Below are 21315 nucleotides of genomic sequence, written 5' to 3' on the forward strand. Positions count from 1 at the left end.
CAATTTGTACAACTAAATGTTCCTTATTTGCTCGGCATTCCGTTTTAGTTGTATTTTGTACAGTAGATGTCCGACTTAATGCCGAAAATGGACCAGAAACCGGAATTTAGATGTACAGAGTGCAGTTAAGTGCTGAACGGAAGCGAAACCAGCCCGTTTAGTTGTACAAACTGCAATTATCTCCCTCAAACTCAATGGGCAGCAGCATAACCGCAGCTGGGAGGACTAAGTATAAGCAGAATGGAGCTGCGCTTGCGGGCTAGCCGCAGATCGCCGAAGCGTGGTCACCGCAGGCCATTCATTCGCAAGCGCGATGGAACTCGCGCTCGGGAACCCCAGCCAGCCGTACCCTACACACGACGCTGACTGAGTACGGGCCAGCCACGTCCTACACGACGCTGACTGGGTACGGCTAGCCGCGTCCTACACACGACGCTGACTGGGTACGGGCCGGCCGCGTCCTACACGCTTGCCTGGCAAGGGCCAGCCGCGCCCTGTTCGCGGGCCGCCGCCAGCGGCGAGAGCACGCGCAGCGCGCCCGGCTCGCAGCGCACGGCCAGCGGCGCCGTGCCGAGGGGCTCACCGTCGCCGATGGCATGGCGGGCCTGCGCGAAGTGGACAGCTACGCTGTGCCCGCGCAGCATCGTCACGAAGGGCAGCGCAACATGCGTGCCCTTCAGCAGCGTCGGGAATAGCCGCAGCACCTGAATGCGACTGCAGCCGTGCACGACGCAGACGTCGAGCAGGCCGTCATCGGCCTCCGCCTGCGGGCAGATCAGCAGCCCGCCGCCATAGCTTGGCAGGTTGCAGATCGAGACAAGCCAGGCTTTCTCGAAAGCCAGCTCCTTCCCGTCGCAGGTGACGCTCACCCGGCAGGGCTTGAAGGTCATCAGCGTATGCAGAATGCCGATGATATAGGCCAGCTGTCCGGCGCCGATGGCGTTGCACAGCCGTTTGTAGAAGCCGTTGTTCACATTTACGGCTACCTGTGCATCGAAGCCGCTGGCTACGGCGGTCAGGGTGAGGCCGCCCGCCCCCGAGAGCAGATCGGCTTCGAGGCAGCGGTCCTGCAGCGCAGCCTCCAGCGCGGCCTCTGTGGCCAGCGGGATGCCGAAGCCGCGTGCCGTGTCATTGCCGGAGCCGGCGGGGATGACGGCTAGCGGCACACCTCTGCGCCGCAGCGCGCCCAGCACGCTGTGGATCGTGCCGTCGCCGCCGATGACGATGGCGGCGCGCCAGTCGTCGCGCCGGGCGAGCGCCCCAAGCACCTGGGCTTCGGCGTGGTCGGCGTTCTGCGTGAACAAGGGCTCATGAGGGGTGCCGCGTGAATGCAGCATCTTTTCGACCGTTTGCCATGTCCGCTGGCCTGCTCCGCCGCCGGAACGGGGATTTATGATCAATAAGTACATGTATGTTCCTCCAGCCTGTAGATTCCTGTATGTCCTGATTCCATTGTACGGAGTGGACGTTCAAAAGGGAATCTTAAAAATAAGGATAAACAGCAGGAGGCAGGCTACAACTGACGGAGCTGGCTTTCGGCGATCTCCCCTGCCCAGGGAAGCTTATACCATCTTCCGCCCAAAGCATGGTAGATCATGAGAAGCCATACGGCGAAGCTGCAAAGGGAAATTAAAGCGGCGACGAGAGCGCCGAGCAGCGGAATAAAGCCGCTGAGGACATGGACAATCATCAGTGTCCCGAAGGCGATCAGCGACTGCAACGCATGAAAGAGCACGAAGCGGCTGCGTTTCTCCAGGGCCAGAAAAACGATGCCCCCAATAAAGGGAAAGAAGTAGCATAGGGCGGCGGCAATATGGTCAGGCAGTCCGGTGGAAGATCTGAAAGGGGACAAAGGGCTCACTCTCCTTGTACTTGGAGAAGAAGGCGGCTAACCGGTTCCCTCTTCTCTATGAGCCTATGATTTGTCCCGGCAAAGTATGTGGACCGGGAAGGGGTTCAAATAAAAAAGCATTCTTCCTTTCCGTTAGACATGCTAAAGCTCCATCGCCGGTATAATGTATTGTTCAACCAGTCTGCGGGGGTGTTTCCACCGGCTGACCGCGCTCTCGGCGGTGAATATAACGGCGGCGTCCAGCTTCGGCAGCAGCAATAGCTGCTGGCCCCCGTGTCCATGTGCCAGCACGTAGGGCTGGCTGCTCATCATGCCGTTCCAGAATTGATACCCGTAATGGCCGTAGGCCGGATATCCGGGGGTCTGGGCTGTGAACGCATCTTCCATCCAATTCTGCGGGATCATCTGCTGTCCTTTGTAGAGGCCGCCGCCCAGCAGGACCATACCGACTTTAGCCAGATCACGCGAGGTCAGGTATAAGCCGATATGGCCCATGCTGTGCCCTTCAGGACTGGGCAGCCAGGCAGTGTGGTGAATGTCCAGTGGTCCAAACAGATGCTCTCTGGCATAGCTGTAAGCGTCCAGCCCTGAGAATTCGCTCAGCATAACCGATATTAGATGCGAGTCGCTGCTGCGGTATTGAAATTGCCCAATATTTTCATGATCAATGGGCAGGCTAAGAGCGTACGAAGTCCAGCGGCGGCTGCGCTGCAGATTACGTACGAGCGGTTCTCCGAGCTTCCTGCCGGTAATCCACCTGAAGCCGGAGGTCATGGTCAGCAGGTGGCGCAGCGTAATTTCCGAAAGCTGCGGAGAGCAGCGGGGCGGCAGATACCTCTGAAGCGCTTCGGCTACAAAGGAGTGGACTCCCGGAATATGGCCTTTGCCGATGGCAATGCCGATAAGAAGAGAGAGGAAGCTTTTGGTGGCTGAACGGAGATCATTCAGCATTCCGGCATGATATCCCCCGTAATACCGTTCAAATATCAGTTGCCCGTGGCGGACGACAAGCATACTATGCATTTTGGGAAATTCTTTCGTAACTGCCTGATGGGCCTTCTCCAGTCGAAGAGGACAGGTTCCGGTGTCATCCGGACGGGCTGCTGCTATAACGGGTGCCGGGTTGTTAGGTGTGTGTAGTAAAGACAGCTGCTGGCTCATAGCAATCCCCTTTCCAAGCTGCCTGCTGCAGTCTAAGATGCGGCGGCGGATACGTTATTTTAACCAAAAGTCTGCAAGCCTCACCTGCTGCGGTAGAGAAGAGTAAAAAAATATTTTACGTACGTAAATTTTACAAGGAAAGGTGGAAGTTGGACTGGAATATGATACAATATAACGATAAGGCCCGAAAGGAGTGATTCAGCAAGTGGCTCTTCGGGTAAGTAAAGTGTCAAGGTGTTCCGCATTTGGTGCATCTTACTCTCAGCCCAAATCACGACGAACCTGCTTCACCGGCAAGGCGGACCTCCATATTTATGGAATGAACGTTTAGGCGGATAATGCAAGCCACGTATGTGTTACGGTTTCTTGACTTGCATTTCGAGGTTACGGCGGACTTTTCATCATGCATTCTCTACAACGGAGCATTCATTTTCAATGTTTTGGGAGGGAACTGATCATGGCAAGTAAAGGTCATAACGAAGTGAAGGAAAGTCTACGGGAAATGACACGCATTTTCCGGCCCAAAGATCCCAAGAAATTTGTGAAGGAGTATGTCCGGAAGTATCGGATCACAGGAGGCTATGAAGAAGAGCTGACTATGGTCGTGGAGCATGAGTTGGGAAGAATAAACTCATCCGTCTCCTAATTTACAGACAGGAATACTTCCTGCTATTTGACGACATCAAATTTGGAATTACATCCATGAGGATTCTCATAAACCGTGCCCGGGCGGCTTGCTGCCGCAGGAAGCGGTTTTTTTTGTGCGCATATTTATTGCAATGCCATAAATCATAAAATAGTCAAATGAATTAATAGACAAAAATAGATTTGTATGCGCTTTAAAGAAAAAATGATAAAAGATTCATTTTCTGTAAGCGCTCTTAAATACAGTAAGGACAAGCTTTTGCTGTTTGAAAAAATGCTTTGTGAACTTGCTGTGAACGATTGACAAAAGACCCCCATAAACTTATATTAATAGTGATTGTTATAATTGACAGGAAAATCCTCTAATCTACGAAATCGGGAAAAGCGGGGTAGATCAATGATGAAAATGTGGCAGGCTGGTAAACGGCTTCTTCCCATGACAGCAACGCTTGGACTCATTCTCGCAGGATGCGGGCGGCAGGACTTGTCGGTGCTCAGACCGCAGGGACCTGCAGCGGAAAGCTCGTTCGGACTCATGAAGCTGTCGATTACCATCATGATTGTCGTGCTGCTGATCGTCTTTGCCATTGCGGCCTACGTGCTTATCCGTTACCGCAGGAAACCGGGCCAGCATGAGATCCCTGAACAGGTGGAAGGCAGCTTCAAGCTTGAAGTGCTGTGGACGGTCATCCCGCTGATCCTTGTAATTGTGCTGGCGGTTCCGACCGTGCAGGCGGTGTTTGCCGCAGGAGATGATCATTCGAATGATAAGAATGCAGTTAAGGTCAAGGTGACCGGCCACCAATACTGGTGGGAATTCGAATACCCCGATTACGGTGTGACAACGGCGCAGGATCTGGTGATTCCTGCGGGCGTGGATATCGCCTTTGAGCTGACTACAAAGGATGTGCTGCACTCATTCTGGGTACCTTCTCTCTCCGGCAAAATCGATACCAACCCGGACGGGTCAACGAACCATTTCAGCTTCAGTGCGCCAAATGAAGGCGTTTACCGCGGCAAATGCGCGGAGCTGTGCGGTCCTTCCCACGGATTTATGGAATTTAAAGTGAAGTCGGTCAGCAAGGATGCGTTCACGGCATGGATTGCTTCCATGAAAGCCCCGGCAGTGATGCCTGAAGATCCGGCGCTTGCGGAAAAGTTCAAGTCCGCGTGCCTGACCTGCCATGCAGTGGGTGATATGGTAGGCAGCAACGGTCCATCCCTCACCGGGATCGGGTCCCGCGAGTCGGTGGCTGGTATTCTGCTGAACGACGACACAGGTGTCGACGGAGCGCCGATCCTGGAGAATCTTAAGACCTGGCTGCATGATCCGCAAAGCGTCAAGCCGGGCAACCGGATGCCTGACCCCAAGGAACTGGGACTCAGTGATGAAGAGATTGACGGAATTGCCGAATATCTGGCCGGCTACACGCTGGAATAAAGCCTATTGCCCAAAGCAGAAGCAGCATATTTGAAAAGGGGGTACGTACCTTGGCTCAAACAGCGCAATCCTTGAATCCTTCCGGGCCCTTGAGGCATGGCCACAGCGTTAAACGGCATACCGGAATCATGGACTGGATTACCACCGTCGATCATAAGAAGATTGCAATTTTGTACCTTTGGGCCGGAGGGATCTTTTTTGGCATCGGCGGGCTGGAGGCCATTCTGATCCGCATCCAGCTGATCAAGCCGATGAATACCTTTCTGGACGCCCAGACCTTTAACGAATTGATTACGATGCACGGGACAACGATGATTTTTCTCGGGGTCATGCCGGTCATCTTCGCGTTGATGAATGCGGTTATCCCGCTGCAGATCGGTGCGCGCGACGTAGCTTTTCCTTTTCTGAATGCGCTTGGCTTCTGGACGTTTCTGTTCGGCGGCATTCTGCTTAATCTTAGCTGGGTTATGGGTGGAGCGCCCGATGCCGGCTGGACCGCTTATACCCCACTGTCCTCCAGCTCCTACAGCACCACCCACGGGGTGGATTTCTACACGATCGGCTTGCAGATTGCCGGCCTAGGCACACTAATCGGCGGCATTAACTTCCTGGCTACGATCATTACGATGCGGGCTCCGGGAATGTCATTTATGCGGATGCCGATGTTCGCCTGGGCCACCTTTATCACTTCCGCTATTATCCTGTTCGCTTTTCCCGCAGTTACAGTAGGGCTTGTGCTGCTCACCTTCGACCGGATTCTCGGCGCCAATTTCTTCGAGACCAGCGGCGGCGGCAATCCGGTGCTCTGGCAGCATATTTTTTGGATCTTTGGTCATCCCGAAGTGTATATTCTGATTCTGCCGGCCTTCGGCATTATCTCCGAGGTCATCCCGACGTTCTCGCGTAAGCGGCTGTTCGGATACAGCTCCATGGTCTTCGCGACGATCTTGATCGCCTTCCTTGGCTTCATGGTCTGGGCGCATCATATGTTCACCACCGGCCTCGGACCGGTAGCGAACGCCTTGTTCTCTGTATCCACGATGCTGATTGCCGTTCCGACAGGAATCAAAATTTTCAACTGGCTGTTCACGATGTGGGGCGGGCAAGTACGCTTTACCACCCCGAATTTATTCGCGGTCGGCTTTATTCCAACCTTCACCATGGGCGGGGTTACAGGTGTTATGCTGGCTTCTGCTCCTGCCGATTTTCAGTTTCATGACACGTATTTTGTCGTTGCCCATTTTCACTATGTAATTGTCGGCGGCCTGGTGCTCGGCTTGTTCGCGGGCCTGCATTATTGGTGGCCTAAAATGTTCGGAAGAATGCTGAGCGAACACCTGGGCAAATGGACCTTCTGGACCTTTATCATCGGGTTTCACATGACCTTTTTTGTACAGCATTTCCTGGGGCTTATGGGGATGCAGCGCCGCGTATTTACGTATTTGCCGAATCAGCAATTCGACCTGCTAAATTTGATCAGTACGATCGGGGCAGGGCTTATGGGTGTGGGGATGCTGTTTTTCCTGGCCAATGTCTTCATCACTTCCAGAAAGCCGGCAGATGCGGCGGATGATCCGTGGGAAGACGGACGGACGCTGGAATGGACCATTTCCTCACCGCCTCCGGAATACAATTTCAAGCAAACACCGCTGGTGCGCGGTCTGGATGCTTTCTGGAAGGAAAAAACAGCCGGGCACAAGGGCATGACGCCATCCGAACCGGTAGGCTCCATTCATATGCCTTCAGCGACGGTGCACCCGTTCCTGATGTCGGTCGGTATCTTTATTGCCGGACTTGGCTTTATGTTCAGCCGTGATGATTTTGGCAACAGCTTTATGAGTTTTCTCTTTAATAACTATATCGTTACGGCGCTGGGTCTTCTGATAACCTTCGGGTCGATGCTGATGCGCTCGCTCTTTGACGATCATGGCTGGCATATCGAACCCGAAGAGCTGGAAGGAAGGTGAACCGACATGACAACGGCACATGCTGAAGCTGCAAAAGGCACTCTTCCGCACGAACCGGAAAAAGCGACGGCGGAAGGCCGCAACAAAGTCCTGGCCTTCTGGTTGTTCCTTGGTGGAGAAGCGGTGCTCTTCGGCACCTTGTTCGCCACGTTCCTGGCGCTGCGAAACCAGACGAATGACGGTCCGTCTGCGAACGAATTGTTCCATCTGCCGCTGGTTGCCGCCGCAACCTTTCTGCTGCTGGTGAGCAGCCTGACGAGCGTATTCGCCATTCAGGCGATGCACCGGAACCAGCCCGCCTTGCTGCGGAACTGGCTGCTGGTTACTGTAGTGCTCGGCGCGGCCTTTCTTGGTCTGGAAATCTACGAATTCAGCGAATATATAAGACACGAGAAATTCGGGATGACTACCAGTGCATTCAGTTCGGCGTTCTATACACTGGTCGGGTTCCACGGTGCTCACGTTGCTTTCGGGATTGTGTGGATCGCCGTGTTGATCGGGCAGCTGAGCTATAAAGGGCTGACGGTGGTCACGGCACCGAAGATTTATGTGTCCGCGATGTATTGGCATTTTATCGATGTGGTATGGGTGTTTATCTTCACGGTTGTTTACCTGCTCGGAAAGGTGGGTTAGCTATGGCGACAGAACAGCGTTCTCCGGATAGCGCGGTGAAGCACCGCCAGCGGCAGGAAGGGCCGCAGCGGCATATCGTGGTGTTTATCTTCTCTGTTATTCTGACGCTGATTGCCTTCGCAGCTGTTGCGGCCGGAGGAGTCAACGCGACCTTTGCCGTGATTCTGCTGCTGGTCATGGCCGTTCTGCAGGTTTTTCTGCAGATGGGCTTCTGGATGCATCTGAAGGACAAGGGACATTTGATACCGATTCTATTTATGCTGGGCGGCTTTTTTATCGCCGGAACTTGCATTATCATGGCACTGTATTGGGTTTGGTGGGATTAAGGAGGCTTCTGATCATGCTGGGATTACAATATTTCAGCTTTGAGGATTTGTGGAGTCCGCTTTTTCTGGCGGTCCTGCTGCTGCTGACGGCTGGATATTTCGTATTGATCGGTCCGCTTGCTGGTCGGTTCTCCGGTGCTTCTGCAGTTCCTGTATGGCGCAGGGGACTGTTTCTTAGCGGAATGCTGGCTCTTTACCTTGCGCAGGGCGGGCCGGTCAGCCTGCTGGGCCATATCTTCTTTTCCTTCCATATGGTCAGTATGGCTCTGTCCTATCTGGTAGCGGTGCCGCTGATTATGCTCGGGATTCCGGACTGGGCCTGGCGTGCTTTTCTTAAGGTGAACCCGCTCCGGCGTTTTGCCTTTCTGGCACAGCCGGTGGTGGCGGCCCTTCTGTTCAACGGGCTGTTCTCGCTCTACCATATTCCAGTGGTTCATGATTACGTGATGCTGCATTTTACAGTTCACCGGCTCTATTACGGCCTGCTTTTTCTGACCTCTGTGCTCATGTGGTGGAATCTGATAAATCCTCTGCCGGAGTACCGGAAACTTGGCGGCTTGGGTCAGGTAGGCTTTATCTTCCTGAATATGGTGCTGCTGACACCGGCCTGCGGGCTGATTATTTTTGCGGGGACTCCACTATATGCCACGTACAGTGATCCCGACACCTGGGCGCGGGCGATGGGCTACTGTGTATCGGGAAATCCCGCTTCATTGCTGCAGACGTTCGGCGGTCCGGCGTTCTTCGGATGGCTGTCGCCCAAGGTCGATCAGCAGGTGGGAGGCATCGCCATGAAGTTCATTCAGGAATTTATTTTTGCCTCGATGCTTGCTTATGTGTTCTATCATTGGTATAAAAAAGAGAACGGGCAAGACGATGCGGAGGTTTCCGCGCCATCCGCCGAACCGGGGGATGGCTATTTGAAATACAAGGAAGGTTGAGTCACATGCCTGAATTATCCTTGTATTTCTAAAGCAACGGATACCTGAGAGCGATACAGAGTATTGTTGGCATCGGAAGCATACGCTCTGCAAAGAACAATGTAGCGGCTTCTTCTTGCTCGTGCATAGCTGGCGAGCGCCGAGGGGGATAATCATGGATATTTTCACATTGTTTCCAACGATCAGCACATCTTTCATCGTAATCAGCGCGTTGCTGGTGGCGATCGGCTGGAGACAAATCATTAAGGGCAAGCGTGAAGCGCACAAGAAGACAATGATTGCCGCCGCTGTTGCTGCCATCTTGTTTTTCATTGTGTACGTGTCCAGAACGGCATTCGTAGGCAACACATCCTGGGGTGGACCGGCCGATTTGTCGACGCTCTACCACATCTTTCTGATTTTCCATATCGTGCTGGCGACGGTAGCCGCCGTATTCGGCATCACTACGCTGACGCTGGGCTTCAAGGCTCAATTTGCCAAACACCGGAAATGGGGAAGAGTGACTGCTGTCATCTGGTTTATTACTGCTATTACGGGTGTCGCTGTGTATGTGCTGCTGTACATCTTTTATCCGGGCGGGCACACAAAGCCGGTCTGGGACATCATATTGAACGCGTAGCTGAAATTGGAATAAGCCTGTGCATCTGCAACCTTTCTGGGGAGCGGACAGCACAGGCTTTTTCTAAATATTAGAATTTAAATGCTTCACGCTTGATTATTGCAATCTCCAGGATATCCTAGCGGTATCCCAGCCATGGCTGTGTTCTCATAAAGGTCAGAATTGCACACTGAAACGACCAAACCGGTGAATCCCCGTGCCGAAATGATCCAGTTCATGTTCCCGCAGAAACTTAACCGCCAGCTTCACTTCCTCCAGAATCTCCGCTTCTAGACCCAGTGTATTATGTGAACCGTAAACTTTGTTGATTCCGTCTAATGCAGCCATTCTCTCCAGGGAATTGACCAAATCTGCAGGACTTGTTGAAGGATAAAAAGCATACACAGGCGTCTCATCATACAGCAGATCACCCGTAAACAAATAACCGCGGTCTTTATCGACAAAGCATACATGACCCGGAGAATGCCCGGGAGTGTGGTACACCTTAAGTGTTCTGCCGCCCAGAGAGATGAGGTCCCCATCGCTTAATAAGCCGGCTGGCTCGCCCTGAAAAGGCTTGTAAGCGTCAGGGTCAAAGCCCTCCGGCACAGGCCGGGTCAGATCTCTGCCGATGTCCCTGCGGATTTGCTCGATAGACAAACCCTGAATGCCATGGACCAGCCAGTCCTTATCCGCTTCATGGACATAAATACTGCTGAATAGTCCATGGCCGCCGATATGGTCCGTATGTACATGAGTGGTGAGCACTTCAATCGGCAGGCGGGTCAGCTGATCTGTTATTTCTTTGATATTGCCGATGCCAAGACCGGTATCAATCAGCGCAGCTTTTTCCTCCCCCAGCAGCAGAAAGGAATGCACCTTCTCCCAATGCCCGTATTCGCTGATTGCGAATGTGGCTTCATCCATTTGCTGAACAGTAAACCATGGGTCACTAATCATATGAACCTCCCCGATACTTGAGTATTTTCTCTCGAGTAGCCTACAAATCTCGCTGATTCCTACTTTATAGCTGATTGAAATTTATTACAAATGATTCTTGACAATGGAAAATACAGGTCATATACTGTGTATATAGATATATACAGTAAGCACAGAGAGATACACACTGAACCGTGTCTATCCGCTGCAGCCTACCGCAGGAGAAACAATAAAGCGAGGTTAAAGGTAATGACAATATTTAGAGACGCCTGGGTGATGGTCCGTGCAGATTTCCGCGGTGACAAGCTGAACATAGTGAGGGCCCTGCTGTTTTCCATTATCTTTATGGGATATATGGCCGCTATGACTGGAATGGTCACGGAAGATGCGCTGAGCGGAAGTGACGGAAGGCTGATGTCCGACTTCCTGCTGATTTCTATGATTCCCATGTTGGGCTTCACGCTCTCGCGGCGTACCATGAAATATTTTAGTGAAGACTCTTACACCCGGATGTTGGCCTATATGCGGAGTTTGCCTGTTCCGGCTGCGGTGATCCTGTGCAAAAGAAAGCTGGATGCAATGTTCTCATTTTGTCTGAATGGCGTATTGTTCTTCGGTTTAATGTACGCCATTAGTGACAATATACGCAGCCAGCTGACAGGGACTTCATACGTTGCGTTTGCATTTACCTGGATCGGTTATGGCCTGATGATGACTGGCATCTATATTTTTGTGGAGTTTCTGGTTAGCGGCAAAGCGTACTTTTGGATCACCCTGGCCCTGATGACGCTGTCCTTCGGGGTTGCGCTGCTGATTCAATGGGCGGATGGAAATTTGTTTCTGTACAGCGTCTCCTGCTCGAAGGAATGGGGGCTGTTATCTCCGCTGATGTGGGGAACGCTGCTGCTGGGCACGGTATCCGTGCAATTATTTTCCAAATTGACGACACACCGGCTTAAAAGCCGCGATCTCGTATGAGAGGGCGGAGGTAACTTATGTGGATACCGATACAGATTAACGAGAACAGTGCCGAGCCGCTGTACCATCAGATCGAAACCCAGCTCCGGTCGCTGATCATCAGCGGAGGCATCACGGAAGGGACACTGCTTCCCTCCATACGTGAATTTGCCGGAGATCTGAAATGCAGCGTGATCACCGTCCGCCGGGTCTATCAGGATCTGGAGAATGAGGGGCTGCTGCGGACAAGACAGGGAACCGGAACCTTTGTCTCCCATGTGGGTGACGGGGCGATGGAAGAATACAAACGGGATGCCGTCCGCAAAGCTCTGGAAAGTGCGGTGGATGTTGGCCTGTCGGTCCAATGCAGCGAAGAGGAACTGACGGGAATATTTGTAGAGATTGTAAAAGACAAATACAACAAACAGGAATGAAAGGTGGTTCATCTTATGGTACAGCAGGCCATAGAGCTGCGGAATGTAAGCAAGAAGCGGCGCAGCAGGACGATAGGACCGCTTAATCTGAATCTCCCGCAAGGCTATATTACCGCACTGGTGGGCCAGAACGGCTCCGGCAAGAGCACTTTACTTCACATGCTGCTGCAGCTGACCTTTCCGGAGGAAGGCGAGATCCTCTGGTTTGAACAGCAGCACAAGGCAGGTCTGCCGCTTGAACTACGCCAGAGCATTGCCTATGTGCCGGAAACCTCGCTAACGGAGGAGAATTACTGGACCTCAGATGAGGCCGCCGAATTCCGCCGGCATTGGTACCCTTCCTGGGATCATGACTACTTTCAGGAGCTGCAGGATAAATTTGAAGTACCGAGGGGAGCCAAGCTGGGCAAGATGTCCAAAGGTGAACGCCGTAAATTCGAGATTGCCGCTGCGCTGGCTGCCCGGCCCCGGCTGCTGCTGCTGGATGAGCCCTCCTCGGGTCTCGACCCCTTCGCCTGGAAGAGTATGATTGAGTCGATCCGCAATTATATGGATGAGAGCGATGCGACTGTTGTTATCTCCACCCATATCGTCGAAGAGGTTCGGCGGCTGGCTGATTTTATTGTACTGATGCATCGGGGACAGCTGCTCGGAATGGCGGAGAAGGACAGCCTGTTTGGTTCATGGAGCGAGGTGTGGGTGGGCGTGCAGGATGAGGAAGAGCTTAGGGAGCTGGCGGCTGAATTGCCGGGGGCTCAGCAGTTTGCACTGGAGACACCGGGAGTCGCTTCATTTATAACCCAGCAATTTAATCAGAATGAGAAACGCATTCAGCACTTGGGCGTAAAGGTTATCAAGAGCCGCAGTCTGGAGCTGGATGAGATTTTAAGCTTATGGACACAAGGACATCGTCCGATCCTGATCGACCAGAAGAGAGGGGACTAACGAATGGAAGCTTTGAAGCTTGAACAGGTAGTCAAGCAGTACGGAGACAAAACCGCAGTAAACAAAATTAATCTAAAAGTAGAGCAAGGTGAGATTTATGGTCTGCTCGGAGCCAATGGCGCCGGCAAAACAACAACAATGCGCATGGTGCTTGGCCTGATCTATCCCGACGAGGGCAAGATTCTCTACAACGGCAAGTCCTATAGCAATGAACTGCAGCATCTGATGGGCTATCTGCCGGAAGAACGCGGACTGTACCCGAAGGTGAAGGTGAGCGACCAGATTATTTATCTGGCCCGCCTGCGCGGCATGGCAGCAGCCGATGCGGAAAAGAGCCTGCGTTATTGGCTGGACCGCTTTGAAGTCCCGGAATATTACAATAAGAAGATTGAAGAGCTCTCCAAGGGGAATCAGCAGAAAATGGGCTTTATCGCCGCGGTTGTCCATAAACCGCAAATTCTGATTCTCGATGAAGCCTTCAGCGGACTTGATCCCGTCAATGTGGAGCTGCTGAAGGATACCGTCCGCGAAATGCGGGATCAGGGCACCAGTATCCTGTTCTCTACACACCGGATGGAGCATGTTGAGGAGCTATGCCGCAACATTACTATTCTTGACCGTTCCAATACAGTGGTCCAGGGAGATATCCGCGAGATTAAGAAAGGCTACCCGCGCGAGGAGGTTATACTCCGCACAGTGGGCGAAGTGGCTGGCCTGGAAAGTATCGCCGGTGTAACTGCCGTCCAGCGGCAGGAACGGGGATATGTTCTTTCGATCCGCGAGATCGGTGCGGCCCAGCGCATTTTGCAGCATGCTGTTGCACAGGGCGAGGTAGAGCATTTTGAGATCAAGGAACCGACGCTAAACCAAATCTTTATTAGAGCGGTAGGTGAATCCAATGAATAAGATGGGGACGATTATCGGTTTTACATTCAAGAATAAAGTAAGAACCAAGGCATTTCTGATTACTACGCTGATTCTGGTGGTTCTGCTGAGCATCGGGATGAACATTCCGTATATGGTGAAGCTTTTCCAGGGAGACGACGGGTCCGCAAAGAACCAAGTGCAGATCGGAGTCGTGGCAGAGGATGGCAACCGAGTAGCTGAGCTCCTCCAGGCCTATAGTCCGCCTGAGGGCGTGACCCCGGTAACGATCAGTCCATATGCTACTGCAGATGATGCAGCGCTCAAGAAAGGTCTGGACGAGGAAAACATCGAGGGTTATATCACATTGGGTGCACAGAGCGGTGAAGGCATTCCCGCGGTTACCTACTATAGCAAGAACGGTGAGATTGATTCGGATGTGCAGAACTATCTGCAGAATGCACTGCAGCAAGCCAATACTCAACTGATTGTAGGCGATAAGCTGACTGCGGAACAGGTGGCTGCGATGTACACCCCGGTATCCATCGGCACCCAGCAGATCAGCTCGGAAGGAGCCGGAAATGAAGGTACGGCAGAGGAATCACCGCCAATTATCAACTATGTGATTGTATATGCCCTGCTTATGCTGTTCTTTATGTCGATTATGATGACAGGCAATATGATCTCCGCCGAAATCACTTCGGAGAAAAGCTCCCGTATCATGGAGATCCTGATTACGAGTGCTGCACCACTGACGCAAATGTTCGGCAAAGTGATTGGCATCTTCCTGGTCGGCATCCTGCAAATTGCGATTATCTCCGCAGGCGTAGCCGCCAACCTTATGCTTCCGCATAATGCCAGTATCCTGACCGATTTTGATCTTGATCTGGGGCAGCTGGACATCAGTATCCTTCTATACGGACTGGTACTCTATATTCTGGGCTACTTCCTGTACGCCTTGATGTACGCAGCTGTAGGTTCCATTGTCAGCCGTACCGAGGACCTGGGCCAGGCGATCATGCCTATTCTTATGCTGGGCTTCGTCAATTTATATCTTCCGATGTTCAGCATCTCTGTCCCGGATACCATGCTGGTTAAAGTAGCAAGCTTTGTTCCATTCACTTCTCCGCTCAGCATGCTGCTGCGCATTGGTGTTGGCGAGGTAGCGACCTGGGAGATTCTGGTCTCGATTCTCATCTTACTGGCAACCACCTTACTGTTCGGCTGGCTTGCCGCCAAGATCTACCGCACGGGAGTGCTGATGTACGGCAAACGCCCAAGCATCAAGGAGATCAGAAAAGCGATGAAGGCCTACAAAATTTAATTGGAATCATCAATATAAATTAAACCCTTGAAACACCGGAAGTGCTGATGTATCAAGGGTTTGTTCTTTTTAAGGATCGAATGAAGGGTGACTATAGGCTTGAGAATGTGACTTGTAGATTTAAAGTTAATTTAAGAGTGGAAATAATGAATAAGAAACAACAGCAAAGTTTAGGAATACTGTTTGCAGTCTCTTTTCTTTCGCTAACAGCGAGTCAAATTATTGATTCTAACGGGAGCAATTTGATGGATTTCACGCAAGGTATTCTAACTGGTATGGGCATTGTGGGTATGGTGATGACCATCATAACCTATGGTAGATTTAATAAACGTAGTCATTAAGAACGAGACAATAAAATATTCCTAAAGAACCTGCGCTCCGTGCAGGTTCTTATAATTTACGGGATCAGGTTTTTGTCTTGAACAAAGAACAAGGACTCGATCCCTAGATAAGCGCGGGAGATGGGTATTCAAAGGCTTTTTGATTCATCTCTAGGTTATTCGCGCGAAATAATAAGCAGAAGCTCGCCATCCAATTCGTAGGGTCCGAATAGAGCAGGCAGGATGAGATGATCGCCTTTGTTCAGTGTGTGTTCGCTGTCTTGGATGTGGAGATAACCCTTACCTTCAATGACGCTTACGAGCATGTATTTCTCATTCGTAAGCAGTTGGGTTTTTCCAGATACATCCCATTTCTCGACCGTGAAGAATGAATTATTAACAAACTTGGTCACAGTCAGACCATCTTGCTTGTTGGTTGTGTAAGCCGTAGGCTCGTATACCTGCGGGATGGTTGTAACATCAATGGCCTTCTCCAGATGAAGCTCACGCAAATTACCCTCTTTGTCCCGGCGGTCATAATCGTAGACGCGGTAGGTTGTATCGGAGCTTTGCTGGGTTTCAAGCACAACAATCCCTTTACCAAGGGCATGTACTGTTCCGCTTGGCACATAGAAAAAGTCTCCCGGTTTGACTGGAACCTTAGTGAGCAGCTTCTCCCATTCCCCTTGCTGCAACAGATGCTCTAAATCTTCTTTGGAAGCAGCTTCATGGCCGTATATGATTACTGCACCGGGCTCTGCATCAACAATATACCAGCATTCCGTCTTGCCAAGCTCGCCGTTCTCATGCTTGCTGGCATAATTGTCATCCGGATGTACTTGAACAGATAAGTCATCGGAGGCATCCAGAAGCTTGATAAGCAAAGGAAACACCGGGGAACCGGAACGGAACAGCTCCGGGTGCGAGCTCCATAATTGTCCCAGCTCCAACCCTTGATAAGGTCCTTCTTTGACGATGCTCTGGCCGTTGGCATGCGCCGATATGGCCCAGCATTCGCCGGTAGAATCATTTGGAATAGGATAACCGAACAAGTCTCTTAGCTTGGTTCCGCCCCAAATACGTTCCTGAAAAACAGGCTGCAAATAGATAGGCTGATTCATTAACTGACACTCCCTCTAATAATTGGTATGAATAAGTGCTGCTGCACCGATCAGGCCGGCATCCTGCTGAAGAGCTGCGGGGACAACCCGGGTGCTCCGCCCGGAAGGATTCAATGCATGAAGCTTGATATAATCGCGGACAGCCTCGAATAAGGGTGCCCCAACCTGGGAGACACCGCCTCCGATAACAAGCAATTCAGGGTCGAAGGTGTTGATGAGCGTAACACAGCCGATGCCGATATAGCCGAATACGCGATCGACTAACGCTTTCATTGCGGCATCCTGACTGGATAAGGCCAGCTCGAAGACTTCCTTGGATGTCACCTGCCGGCCAAGTAGTTGGCTGGCTTCTCTGGCAATGGCTGTACCGGAGGCAATATATTCAAAGCACCCGCGCTGCCCGCAACTGCAGAGACCGGCGCCTGGATCAATGACCATATGTCCGATATCGCCGGCATTTCCGGTTGCTCCGGTAATCAGTCTGCCGTGGCTGTAGATTCCTGCCCCTATACCGGTACTGATCGTGATGTATACGAAATGGTCGGCGGCAGTGGCTGCTCCCGTCCACTTCTCCGCCAGTGCAGCGGCAGTGGCGTCATTTTCCAGAACAATAGGTATCTGAAAGTGACGCTCGAACGCAGCCACAACGGGGAAGTTCCACCAACTACGAAGATTGGGAGGCTCGGCGATCTGTCCGAGCTTGGTATTAAGCGGGCCGGGTGCCCCTATACCAATTCCTTTAAGGTCTGTCTGATGCAAGCCTTCATCGGACAGCAGGCGGTTAGCTGCTTCGGCAATCTTGTCTGCCATATCAGACGGCGTAAGCGATAGATCTGTAGTAAGTGAAGCTTTGGATAGTACCTGCCCATCTGGAGAGACGAGACCCAAGGCTGTTTTTGTACCTCCAATGTCAATTCCAATTGCATAATTCACAAATATGGCCTCCTGATGTTCAATACTACTTGACAAACTTGACAAAAATGACAAGTGTAAAGTAAATTTGGCATAAGCTTATCATGGATTGAAGGGATTGAAAAGAAGCATGGGCCGTAAAAAGAAAGTATCGATGCAGGATATTGCCGACAGGCTGAATATTTCTAAAAACGCAGTATCACTTGCCTTGCTGGATAAAAAGGGTGTCAGCGAAGAAATGCGATACCGTGTTCTCCAGACGGCTAAGGAGCTGGGGTATGGCCAATTCGCTGAGAGGGCATCTTCCGGCAGGAATGTGCTGATCCTGGTGCCGGAGCGGATTATGGGCTATCAGGATAATGATCATTTCAGGTTCTTTCACGATATGATCTGGGGGCTGGAGAAGAGTATCCGCAAGAGAGGGCTTAGTGCGGTGATTGCACCCATTGATGCTGAAATGGAAGCAACTCTTCAGCTGCCCCAGGCCTGTAAAGAAATTTCATATATAGGGATCATTCTATTCGGAATTGTCGAAAAGGCGTATGCGAGAATTGTCTGGGAGCTGGATACACCGCTGATTATGTTTGATTCGTATCACCGGGAGCTGCCGTGTCCGGTTGTTGCTTCCGCTAATACTGAGGGGGCATACGAAGCTGTCAAGATGCTTATCCGGTCCGGACATTGCAGGATCGGTTTTATCGGTCCGGCCAATCTGACAACCAGCCATGAAGAACGCTGGCTCGGCTATTGGAGTGCTATGCAGGAATCCGGTCTTCCCTTGGACATGAGTAAGGTAATGGTGTACTCTGCCGGTTTTCAGGATACGGAGCAGGAAATTGAGGTGTACCTGAATGGTATAGAGGAATACCCGACTGCTTTCTTCTGTGGTAACGACAGAATTGCCTATATTCTGGCCAGGCAGCTTCGCAAGCATGGACTGATGGTTCCGAGGGAAATATCAATTGTTGGCTTTGACGATCTTCAATACGAAGAAGGCAATGAACTTGGAATGACGACTATGCGGGTGGAAAAAGAAAAAATGTGCGAAGCAGCGGCTGATATGCTACTAACCTTAAAAAGTGCAAGTAGGGAAATGCTGCGGCAGTACATACGTCCTACGCTGATCGCCCGTAATTCCGTACTGGATATGGACCGCAGCAACCGATACCCGCTATTGGAATAAACCATTCTTCACATTCCAAATATAACATGGTATATTAGGATATGTCTTTCAGAGAGAGAGCTGCAATGGAGGTGCTTGATTATGGCCAATGACTCAGGTTCGATGCCGATGTACGAAATGATTTTTCAAACGCTGCGAGATCGGATAACAAGGAATGAATATAAGATCGGAGACCGGGTGCCGTCTGAGAAAGAGCTCTGCAGTGAGTTTGGGGTCAGCCGGATTACTTCAAAAAAAGCACTGAAAATGCTGGCCGATGAGCAATTGATCATTCGTCAGCCGGGCAGAGGCTCATTTGTAGCGGATTCGAATTCTGTATTGCTAAAACCATATGATAACCAGCAGGCTGCCCGGACATCCGGCAAGAAGCGGATCATAGGGCTAGTGATTACGAACTTCAGTGATATGTACGGTACAGAGCTCATATACGGAATGGAAGAAGCCTCGAGGGATAATGACTGCTTTCTTGTGGTACGGCGGTCCTTTGGTATCCCGGAACTAGAGGAAAAGGCGATCCAACAGTTGTTAGGACTTGGGGTAGACGGTCTTATCATTTTTCCTGCACAAGGAGAATATTTCAGTGCTGAAATTCTAAAACTGGTCATTCAGAAGTTTCCGTTTGTTATGATTGACCGGTATTTGAAGGGGATACCTGCGTCTTCTGTTAGTACAGATAATGTTCAAGCAGCCAAAGAGGGGACACGTTATCTCTTCGAGCTGGGGCACCGGCATATTGGATTTCTGGCTCCGCCGCCAGCGAATACAACGGCAATAGAAGAACGGATTGACGGTATCATTGAAGCTCATGTAGAGCATAACATGCTGGTTAATCGGGAAATGTGGCTGGAAACTTTTACTTCTACCATGCCGAATGTGTTTGATCCGCAAGCCCGCATCGAGGATGTAAACAAGCTAGTGGAGCATCTCAGGAAAAATCCCCATATTACTGCGCTATTTGCTGCAGAATACAACATCGCTTTGCTTGTGGAAGAGGCGGCAGGCAAGCTGGGATTGCATATTCCTGATGACTTGTCAGTCATATGTTTTGACAGTCCTGAGTCACATGAAGGCTGTAGAATTACGCATATGCGGCAGAATCAGTTTGGAATTGGCAAGCAAGCGTTTGAGAATGTCCTTAATATGCAGGGGAATGAGCTTCCGATCACCAGGATCTTATTGCCGGCGACCTTAATAAAAGGTAAATCAACATCTTCTGTCAAACAAGACTGACCGGGATCACATATTTTTAATTGGGAATGGATGAAAGCCTTCATAGCGAAGGCTTTTTTTGTTATATGACCGAAATTATTACAATTAGTCTAATCCAATATACCATTAAGTCATTTTTATTATAAATATACCAATTAACATATTGACATATTGATATTATTTGTTTACTATGATGAAAGCGTTTGAAATTGATATAACACATCTGGAGGTGCCACTTTCACCCTTGAAACTGCAGAATGAAATCCCAAAGTCAGTATATGGTCTGATTGAAAAGGTGAAAAGAGAGTTATCTGACTCACCAAAACTCGCAAAAATGTTTGAGGACTGCATTATTAATACGATTGGAACGACAATTTCACGAAAATCGGATGGAACAACATTTGTTATAACAGGTGATATACCAGCTATGTGGCTGCGCGATTCAGCCGCTCAAGTTCGTCCCTATCTGCTGCTTGCGGCAGAAGATCCGGGGATGGAAGAGATGATTGCCGGTCTGGTTAGGCGGCAGATGAATTACATCTTGCTTGATCCATATGCGAATGCCTTCAACGAACAGCCAAACGGCAACGGACATCAATCGGATCTTACCGAGATGAGTCCATGGATATGGGAGCGTAAATATGAAATTGATTCTCTGGCCTATCCCATTCAGCTGAGTTATCTGCTGTGGAAGAATAGTGGCTGTGTTACCCAATTTGATGAGAGCTTCCATCGGGCTGCCCTTGAAATCATTAAGGTATGGAGAGTGGAGCAGCATCATGAGACAGAGTCGGCCTATCTGTTCCAGCGTTTGGATGCACCGCTTACAGACACCCTGGCAAGAGAAGGTAAGGGCAGTGAAACAGCATATACCGGGATGACCTGGTCCGGCTTCCGCCCCAGCGATGATAATTGTGAATTCGGCTATCTGGTCCCTTCCAATATGTTCGCTGTTGTCGTGCTTCGCTACTTGGAAGAAATTGCGAATGAGATTTATGGTGATCATGAATTGGCGGCTGCAGCCTTGAAGCTGGCAGATGAGATTAACCAGGGAATTCAGGAGCATGGCATTTACAATCATCCTGTATTTGGAAAAATTTATGCATACGAGACCGATGGTAGAGGGAATTATAATCTTATGGATGATGCTAACGTTCCAAGCCTGCTTTCATTGCCTTATCTGGGCTATACGGATGAGAATGATGAGGTCTATAGAAATACCCGGAGGTTCATCCTGAGTGAAGACAACCCGTATTACTATAAAGGGAAGGTTGCTGAAGGAATTGGCAGCCCGCACACACCCGAAGGTTATATCTGGCACATCGCATTGTCTATGCAAGGACTCACCTCTCTGGAACGCAGCGAAAAAGCACGTTTACTGCAATTAATACAAGATACTGATGCGGATACGGGCTTCACTCATGAGGGATTCTCCGCTGATGACTCCAGAGAGTTTACCCGTCCATGGTTCTCTTGGTCAAATATGCTGTTTAGCGAATTGATTATGGATTATTGCGGTTATCGGGTGTTGAAATAGCTCTTT

At 50.7% G+C, this 21315-nt stretch carries 22 protein-coding genes; 16 read left to right on the forward strand and 6 right to left on the reverse strand.

Annotated elements, in window-relative coordinates; all coding sequences use genetic code 11:
* Nucleotides 1–461: 461 nt before the first annotated feature.
* From ACQ76X_RS18540 to ACQ76X_RS18550, 3 genes are all read right to left on the reverse strand, one after another.
* Nucleotides 462–1409 carry a diacylglycerol/lipid kinase family protein gene (locus tag ACQ76X_RS18540; protein ID WP_438495382.1) on the reverse strand — a complete coding sequence of 316 codons (948 nt, stop codon included), beginning with the start codon at nt 1407–1409 and terminating at the stop codon, nt 462–464.
* Nucleotides 1410–1513: 104 nt separating this feature from the next.
* Nucleotides 1514–1852: a DUF4870 domain-containing protein gene (locus ACQ76X_RS18545; protein WP_038585383.1), complete on the reverse strand. Its 339-nt coding sequence runs from the start codon at nt 1850–1852 to the stop codon at nt 1514–1516.
* A gap of 141 nt (nt 1853–1993) precedes the next feature.
* Complete coding sequence (locus ACQ76X_RS18550; RefSeq protein ID WP_438495383.1) at nt 1994–3013, reverse strand: serine hydrolase domain-containing protein; 1020 nt, start codon at nt 3011–3013, stop codon at nt 1994–1996.
* Nucleotides 3014–3470: 457 nt separating this feature from the next.
* Between ACQ76X_RS18550 and ACQ76X_RS18555 the strand changes: the two genes are divergently transcribed.
* From ACQ76X_RS18555 to ACQ76X_RS18585, 7 genes are all read left to right on the forward strand, one after another.
* On the forward strand, nt 3471–3659 hold the full coding sequence (locus ACQ76X_RS18555) for a hypothetical protein (protein WP_038585388.1): 189 nt from the start codon (nt 3471–3473) through the stop codon (nt 3657–3659).
* Between the two features lie 396 nt (nt 3660–4055).
* On the forward strand, nt 4056–5099 hold the full coding sequence (coxB, locus tag ACQ76X_RS18560) for a cytochrome c oxidase subunit II (protein WP_438495384.1): 1044 nt from the start codon (nt 4056–4058) through the stop codon (nt 5097–5099).
* A 128-nt stretch (nt 5100–5227) separates the two neighbouring features.
* Entirely contained in the window at nt 5228–7066 is a 1839-nt protein-coding gene (gene ctaD / locus ACQ76X_RS18565) for a cytochrome c oxidase subunit I (protein ID WP_076113745.1), read from the forward strand.
* A 6-nt stretch (nt 7067–7072) separates the two neighbouring features.
* Complete coding sequence (locus tag ACQ76X_RS18570) at nt 7073–7699, forward strand: cytochrome (ubi)quinol oxidase subunit III (protein WP_340895111.1); 627 nt, start codon at nt 7073–7075, stop codon at nt 7697–7699.
* Between the two features lie 2 nt (nt 7700–7701).
* The gene (locus tag ACQ76X_RS18575; RefSeq protein WP_438495385.1) at nt 7702–8025 is read left to right on the forward strand and encodes a cytochrome C oxidase subunit IV family protein; all 324 of its coding nucleotides are present in this window, start codon (nt 7702–7704) and stop codon (nt 8023–8025) included.
* 14 nt (nt 8026–8039) lie between these two features.
* Entirely contained in the window at nt 8040–8966 is a 927-nt protein-coding gene (gene ctaG, locus ACQ76X_RS18580) for a cytochrome c oxidase assembly factor CtaG (protein ID WP_342438191.1), read from the forward strand.
* Nucleotides 8967–9120: 154 nt separating this feature from the next.
* Entirely contained in the window at nt 9121–9585 is a 465-nt protein-coding gene (locus ACQ76X_RS18585) for a DUF420 domain-containing protein (protein ID WP_438495386.1), read from the forward strand.
* Between the two features lie 156 nt (nt 9586–9741).
* Here ACQ76X_RS18585 and ACQ76X_RS18590 read toward each other — a convergent pair whose 3' ends face one another.
* The gene (locus tag ACQ76X_RS18590; RefSeq protein WP_438495387.1) at nt 9742–10524 is read right to left on the reverse strand and encodes an MBL fold metallo-hydrolase; all 783 of its coding nucleotides are present in this window, start codon (nt 10522–10524) and stop codon (nt 9742–9744) included.
* 228 nt (nt 10525–10752) lie between these two features.
* Here ACQ76X_RS18590 and ACQ76X_RS18595 point away from each other — a divergent pair, with 228 nt between their 5' ends.
* The 6 genes from ACQ76X_RS18595 (at nt 10753) to ACQ76X_RS18620 (ending at nt 15368) form a co-directional block, all read left to right on the forward strand.
* Nucleotides 10753–11481, forward strand: a complete 729-nt coding sequence (locus ACQ76X_RS18595; protein ID WP_438495388.1) for a hypothetical protein — start codon at nt 10753–10755, stop codon at nt 11479–11481.
* Between the two features lie 17 nt (nt 11482–11498).
* Entirely contained in the window at nt 11499–11894 is a 396-nt protein-coding gene (locus tag ACQ76X_RS18600) for a GntR family transcriptional regulator (protein ID WP_038585414.1), read from the forward strand.
* Between the two features lie 15 nt (nt 11895–11909).
* Nucleotides 11910–12839, forward strand: coding sequence for an ATP-binding cassette domain-containing protein (locus ACQ76X_RS18605; RefSeq protein WP_438495389.1), 930 nt, complete (start codon nt 11910–11912; stop codon nt 12837–12839).
* 3 nt (nt 12840–12842) lie between these two features.
* On the forward strand, nt 12843–13745 hold the full coding sequence (locus ACQ76X_RS18610) for an ABC transporter ATP-binding protein (protein WP_438495390.1): 903 nt from the start codon (nt 12843–12845) through the stop codon (nt 13743–13745).
* Nucleotides 13738–15027, forward strand: a complete 1290-nt coding sequence (locus ACQ76X_RS18615) for an ABC transporter permease (protein WP_438495391.1) — start codon at nt 13738–13740, stop codon at nt 15025–15027. The genes ACQ76X_RS18610 and ACQ76X_RS18615 overlap by 8 nt, the downstream gene beginning before the upstream one ends.
* A gap of 146 nt (nt 15028–15173) precedes the next feature.
* Nucleotides 15174–15368, forward strand: a complete 195-nt coding sequence (locus ACQ76X_RS18620) for a hypothetical protein (RefSeq protein WP_438495392.1) — start codon at nt 15174–15176, stop codon at nt 15366–15368.
* Nucleotides 15369–15523: 155 nt separating this feature from the next.
* Here ACQ76X_RS18620 and manA read toward each other — a convergent pair whose 3' ends face one another.
* Both manA and ACQ76X_RS18630 read right to left on the reverse strand, forming a co-directional pair.
* The gene (gene manA, locus ACQ76X_RS18625) at nt 15524–16468 is read right to left on the reverse strand and encodes a mannose-6-phosphate isomerase, class I (RefSeq protein ID WP_438495393.1); all 945 of its coding nucleotides are present in this window, start codon (nt 16466–16468) and stop codon (nt 15524–15526) included.
* 15 nt (nt 16469–16483) lie between these two features.
* Nucleotides 16484–17401: an ROK family protein gene (locus ACQ76X_RS18630; RefSeq protein WP_438495394.1), complete on the reverse strand. Its 918-nt coding sequence runs from the start codon at nt 17399–17401 to the stop codon at nt 16484–16486.
* Between the two features lie 109 nt (nt 17402–17510).
* Here ACQ76X_RS18630 and ACQ76X_RS18635 point away from each other — a divergent pair, with 109 nt between their 5' ends.
* The 3 genes from ACQ76X_RS18635 (at nt 17511) to ACQ76X_RS18645 (ending at nt 21309) form a co-directional block, all read left to right on the forward strand.
* Nucleotides 17511–18563, forward strand: coding sequence for a LacI family DNA-binding transcriptional regulator (locus ACQ76X_RS18635; RefSeq protein ID WP_438495395.1), 1053 nt, complete (start codon nt 17511–17513; stop codon nt 18561–18563).
* Nucleotides 18564–18644: 81 nt separating this feature from the next.
* On the forward strand, nt 18645–19793 hold the full coding sequence (locus ACQ76X_RS18640; RefSeq protein ID WP_438495396.1) for a GntR family transcriptional regulator: 1149 nt from the start codon (nt 18645–18647) through the stop codon (nt 19791–19793).
* 223 nt (nt 19794–20016) lie between these two features.
* The gene (locus ACQ76X_RS18645; protein WP_438495397.1) at nt 20017–21309 is read left to right on the forward strand and encodes a glycoside hydrolase family 125 protein; all 1293 of its coding nucleotides are present in this window, start codon (nt 20017–20019) and stop codon (nt 21307–21309) included.
* Nucleotides 21310–21315: the final 6 nt, after the last annotated feature.

It is taken from the genome of Paenibacillus sp. IHBB 3054 (assembly GCF_051594305.1).
In the GTDB taxonomy this organism is placed as follows: Bacteria; Bacillota; Bacilli; order Paenibacillales; family Paenibacillaceae; genus Paenibacillus_AQ.

What these genes read in the sequence shown, in the direction of transcription:
- ctaD (WP_076113745.1), top strand. Translation starts at nt 5,228, where the DNA reads ATGGACTGGATTACCACCGTCGATCATAAGAAGATTGCAATTTTGTAC.
- ACQ76X_RS18590 (WP_438495387.1), bottom strand. Translation starts at nt 10,524, where the DNA reads ATGATTAGTGACCCATGGTTTACTGTTCAGCAAATGGATGAAGCCACA.
- ACQ76X_RS18600 (WP_038585414.1), top strand. Translation starts at nt 11,499, where the DNA reads ATGTGGATACCGATACAGATTAACGAGAACAGTGCCGAGCCGCTGTAC.
- coxB (WP_438495384.1), top strand. Translation starts at nt 4,056, where the DNA reads ATGATGAAAATGTGGCAGGCTGGTAAACGGCTTCTTCCCATGACAGCA.
- ACQ76X_RS18605 (WP_438495389.1), top strand. Translation starts at nt 11,910, where the DNA reads ATGGTACAGCAGGCCATAGAGCTGCGGAATGTAAGCAAGAAGCGGCGC.
- ACQ76X_RS18550 (WP_438495383.1), bottom strand. Translation starts at nt 3,013, where the DNA reads ATGAGCCAGCAGCTGTCTTTACTACACACACCTAACAACCCGGCACCC.
- ACQ76X_RS18640 (WP_438495396.1), top strand. Translation starts at nt 18,645, where the DNA reads ATGGCCAATGACTCAGGTTCGATGCCGATGTACGAAATGATTTTTCAA.
- ACQ76X_RS18615 (WP_438495391.1), top strand. Translation starts at nt 13,738, where the DNA reads ATGAATAAGATGGGGACGATTATCGGTTTTACATTCAAGAATAAAGTA.
- ACQ76X_RS18635 (WP_438495395.1), top strand. Translation starts at nt 17,511, where the DNA reads ATGGGCCGTAAAAAGAAAGTATCGATGCAGGATATTGCCGACAGGCTG.
- ACQ76X_RS18620 (WP_438495392.1), top strand. Translation starts at nt 15,174, where the DNA reads ATGAATAAGAAACAACAGCAAAGTTTAGGAATACTGTTTGCAGTCTCT.
- ACQ76X_RS18585 (WP_438495386.1), top strand. Translation starts at nt 9,121, where the DNA reads ATGGATATTTTCACATTGTTTCCAACGATCAGCACATCTTTCATCGTA.
- ACQ76X_RS18540 (WP_438495382.1), bottom strand. Translation starts at nt 1,409, where the DNA reads ATGTACTTATTGATCATAAATCCCCGTTCCGGCGGCGGAGCAGGCCAG.
- manA (WP_438495393.1), bottom strand. Translation starts at nt 16,468, where the DNA reads ATGAATCAGCCTATCTATTTGCAGCCTGTTTTTCAGGAACGTATTTGG.
- ACQ76X_RS18555 (WP_038585388.1), top strand. Translation starts at nt 3,471, where the DNA reads ATGGCAAGTAAAGGTCATAACGAAGTGAAGGAAAGTCTACGGGAAATG.
- ctaG (WP_342438191.1), top strand. Translation starts at nt 8,040, where the DNA reads ATGCTGGGATTACAATATTTCAGCTTTGAGGATTTGTGGAGTCCGCTT.
- ACQ76X_RS18575 (WP_438495385.1), top strand. Translation starts at nt 7,702, where the DNA reads ATGGCGACAGAACAGCGTTCTCCGGATAGCGCGGTGAAGCACCGCCAG.
- ACQ76X_RS18610 (WP_438495390.1), top strand. Translation starts at nt 12,843, where the DNA reads ATGGAAGCTTTGAAGCTTGAACAGGTAGTCAAGCAGTACGGAGACAAA.
- ACQ76X_RS18595 (WP_438495388.1), top strand. Translation starts at nt 10,753, where the DNA reads ATGACAATATTTAGAGACGCCTGGGTGATGGTCCGTGCAGATTTCCGC.
- ACQ76X_RS18570 (WP_340895111.1), top strand. Translation starts at nt 7,073, where the DNA reads ATGACAACGGCACATGCTGAAGCTGCAAAAGGCACTCTTCCGCACGAA.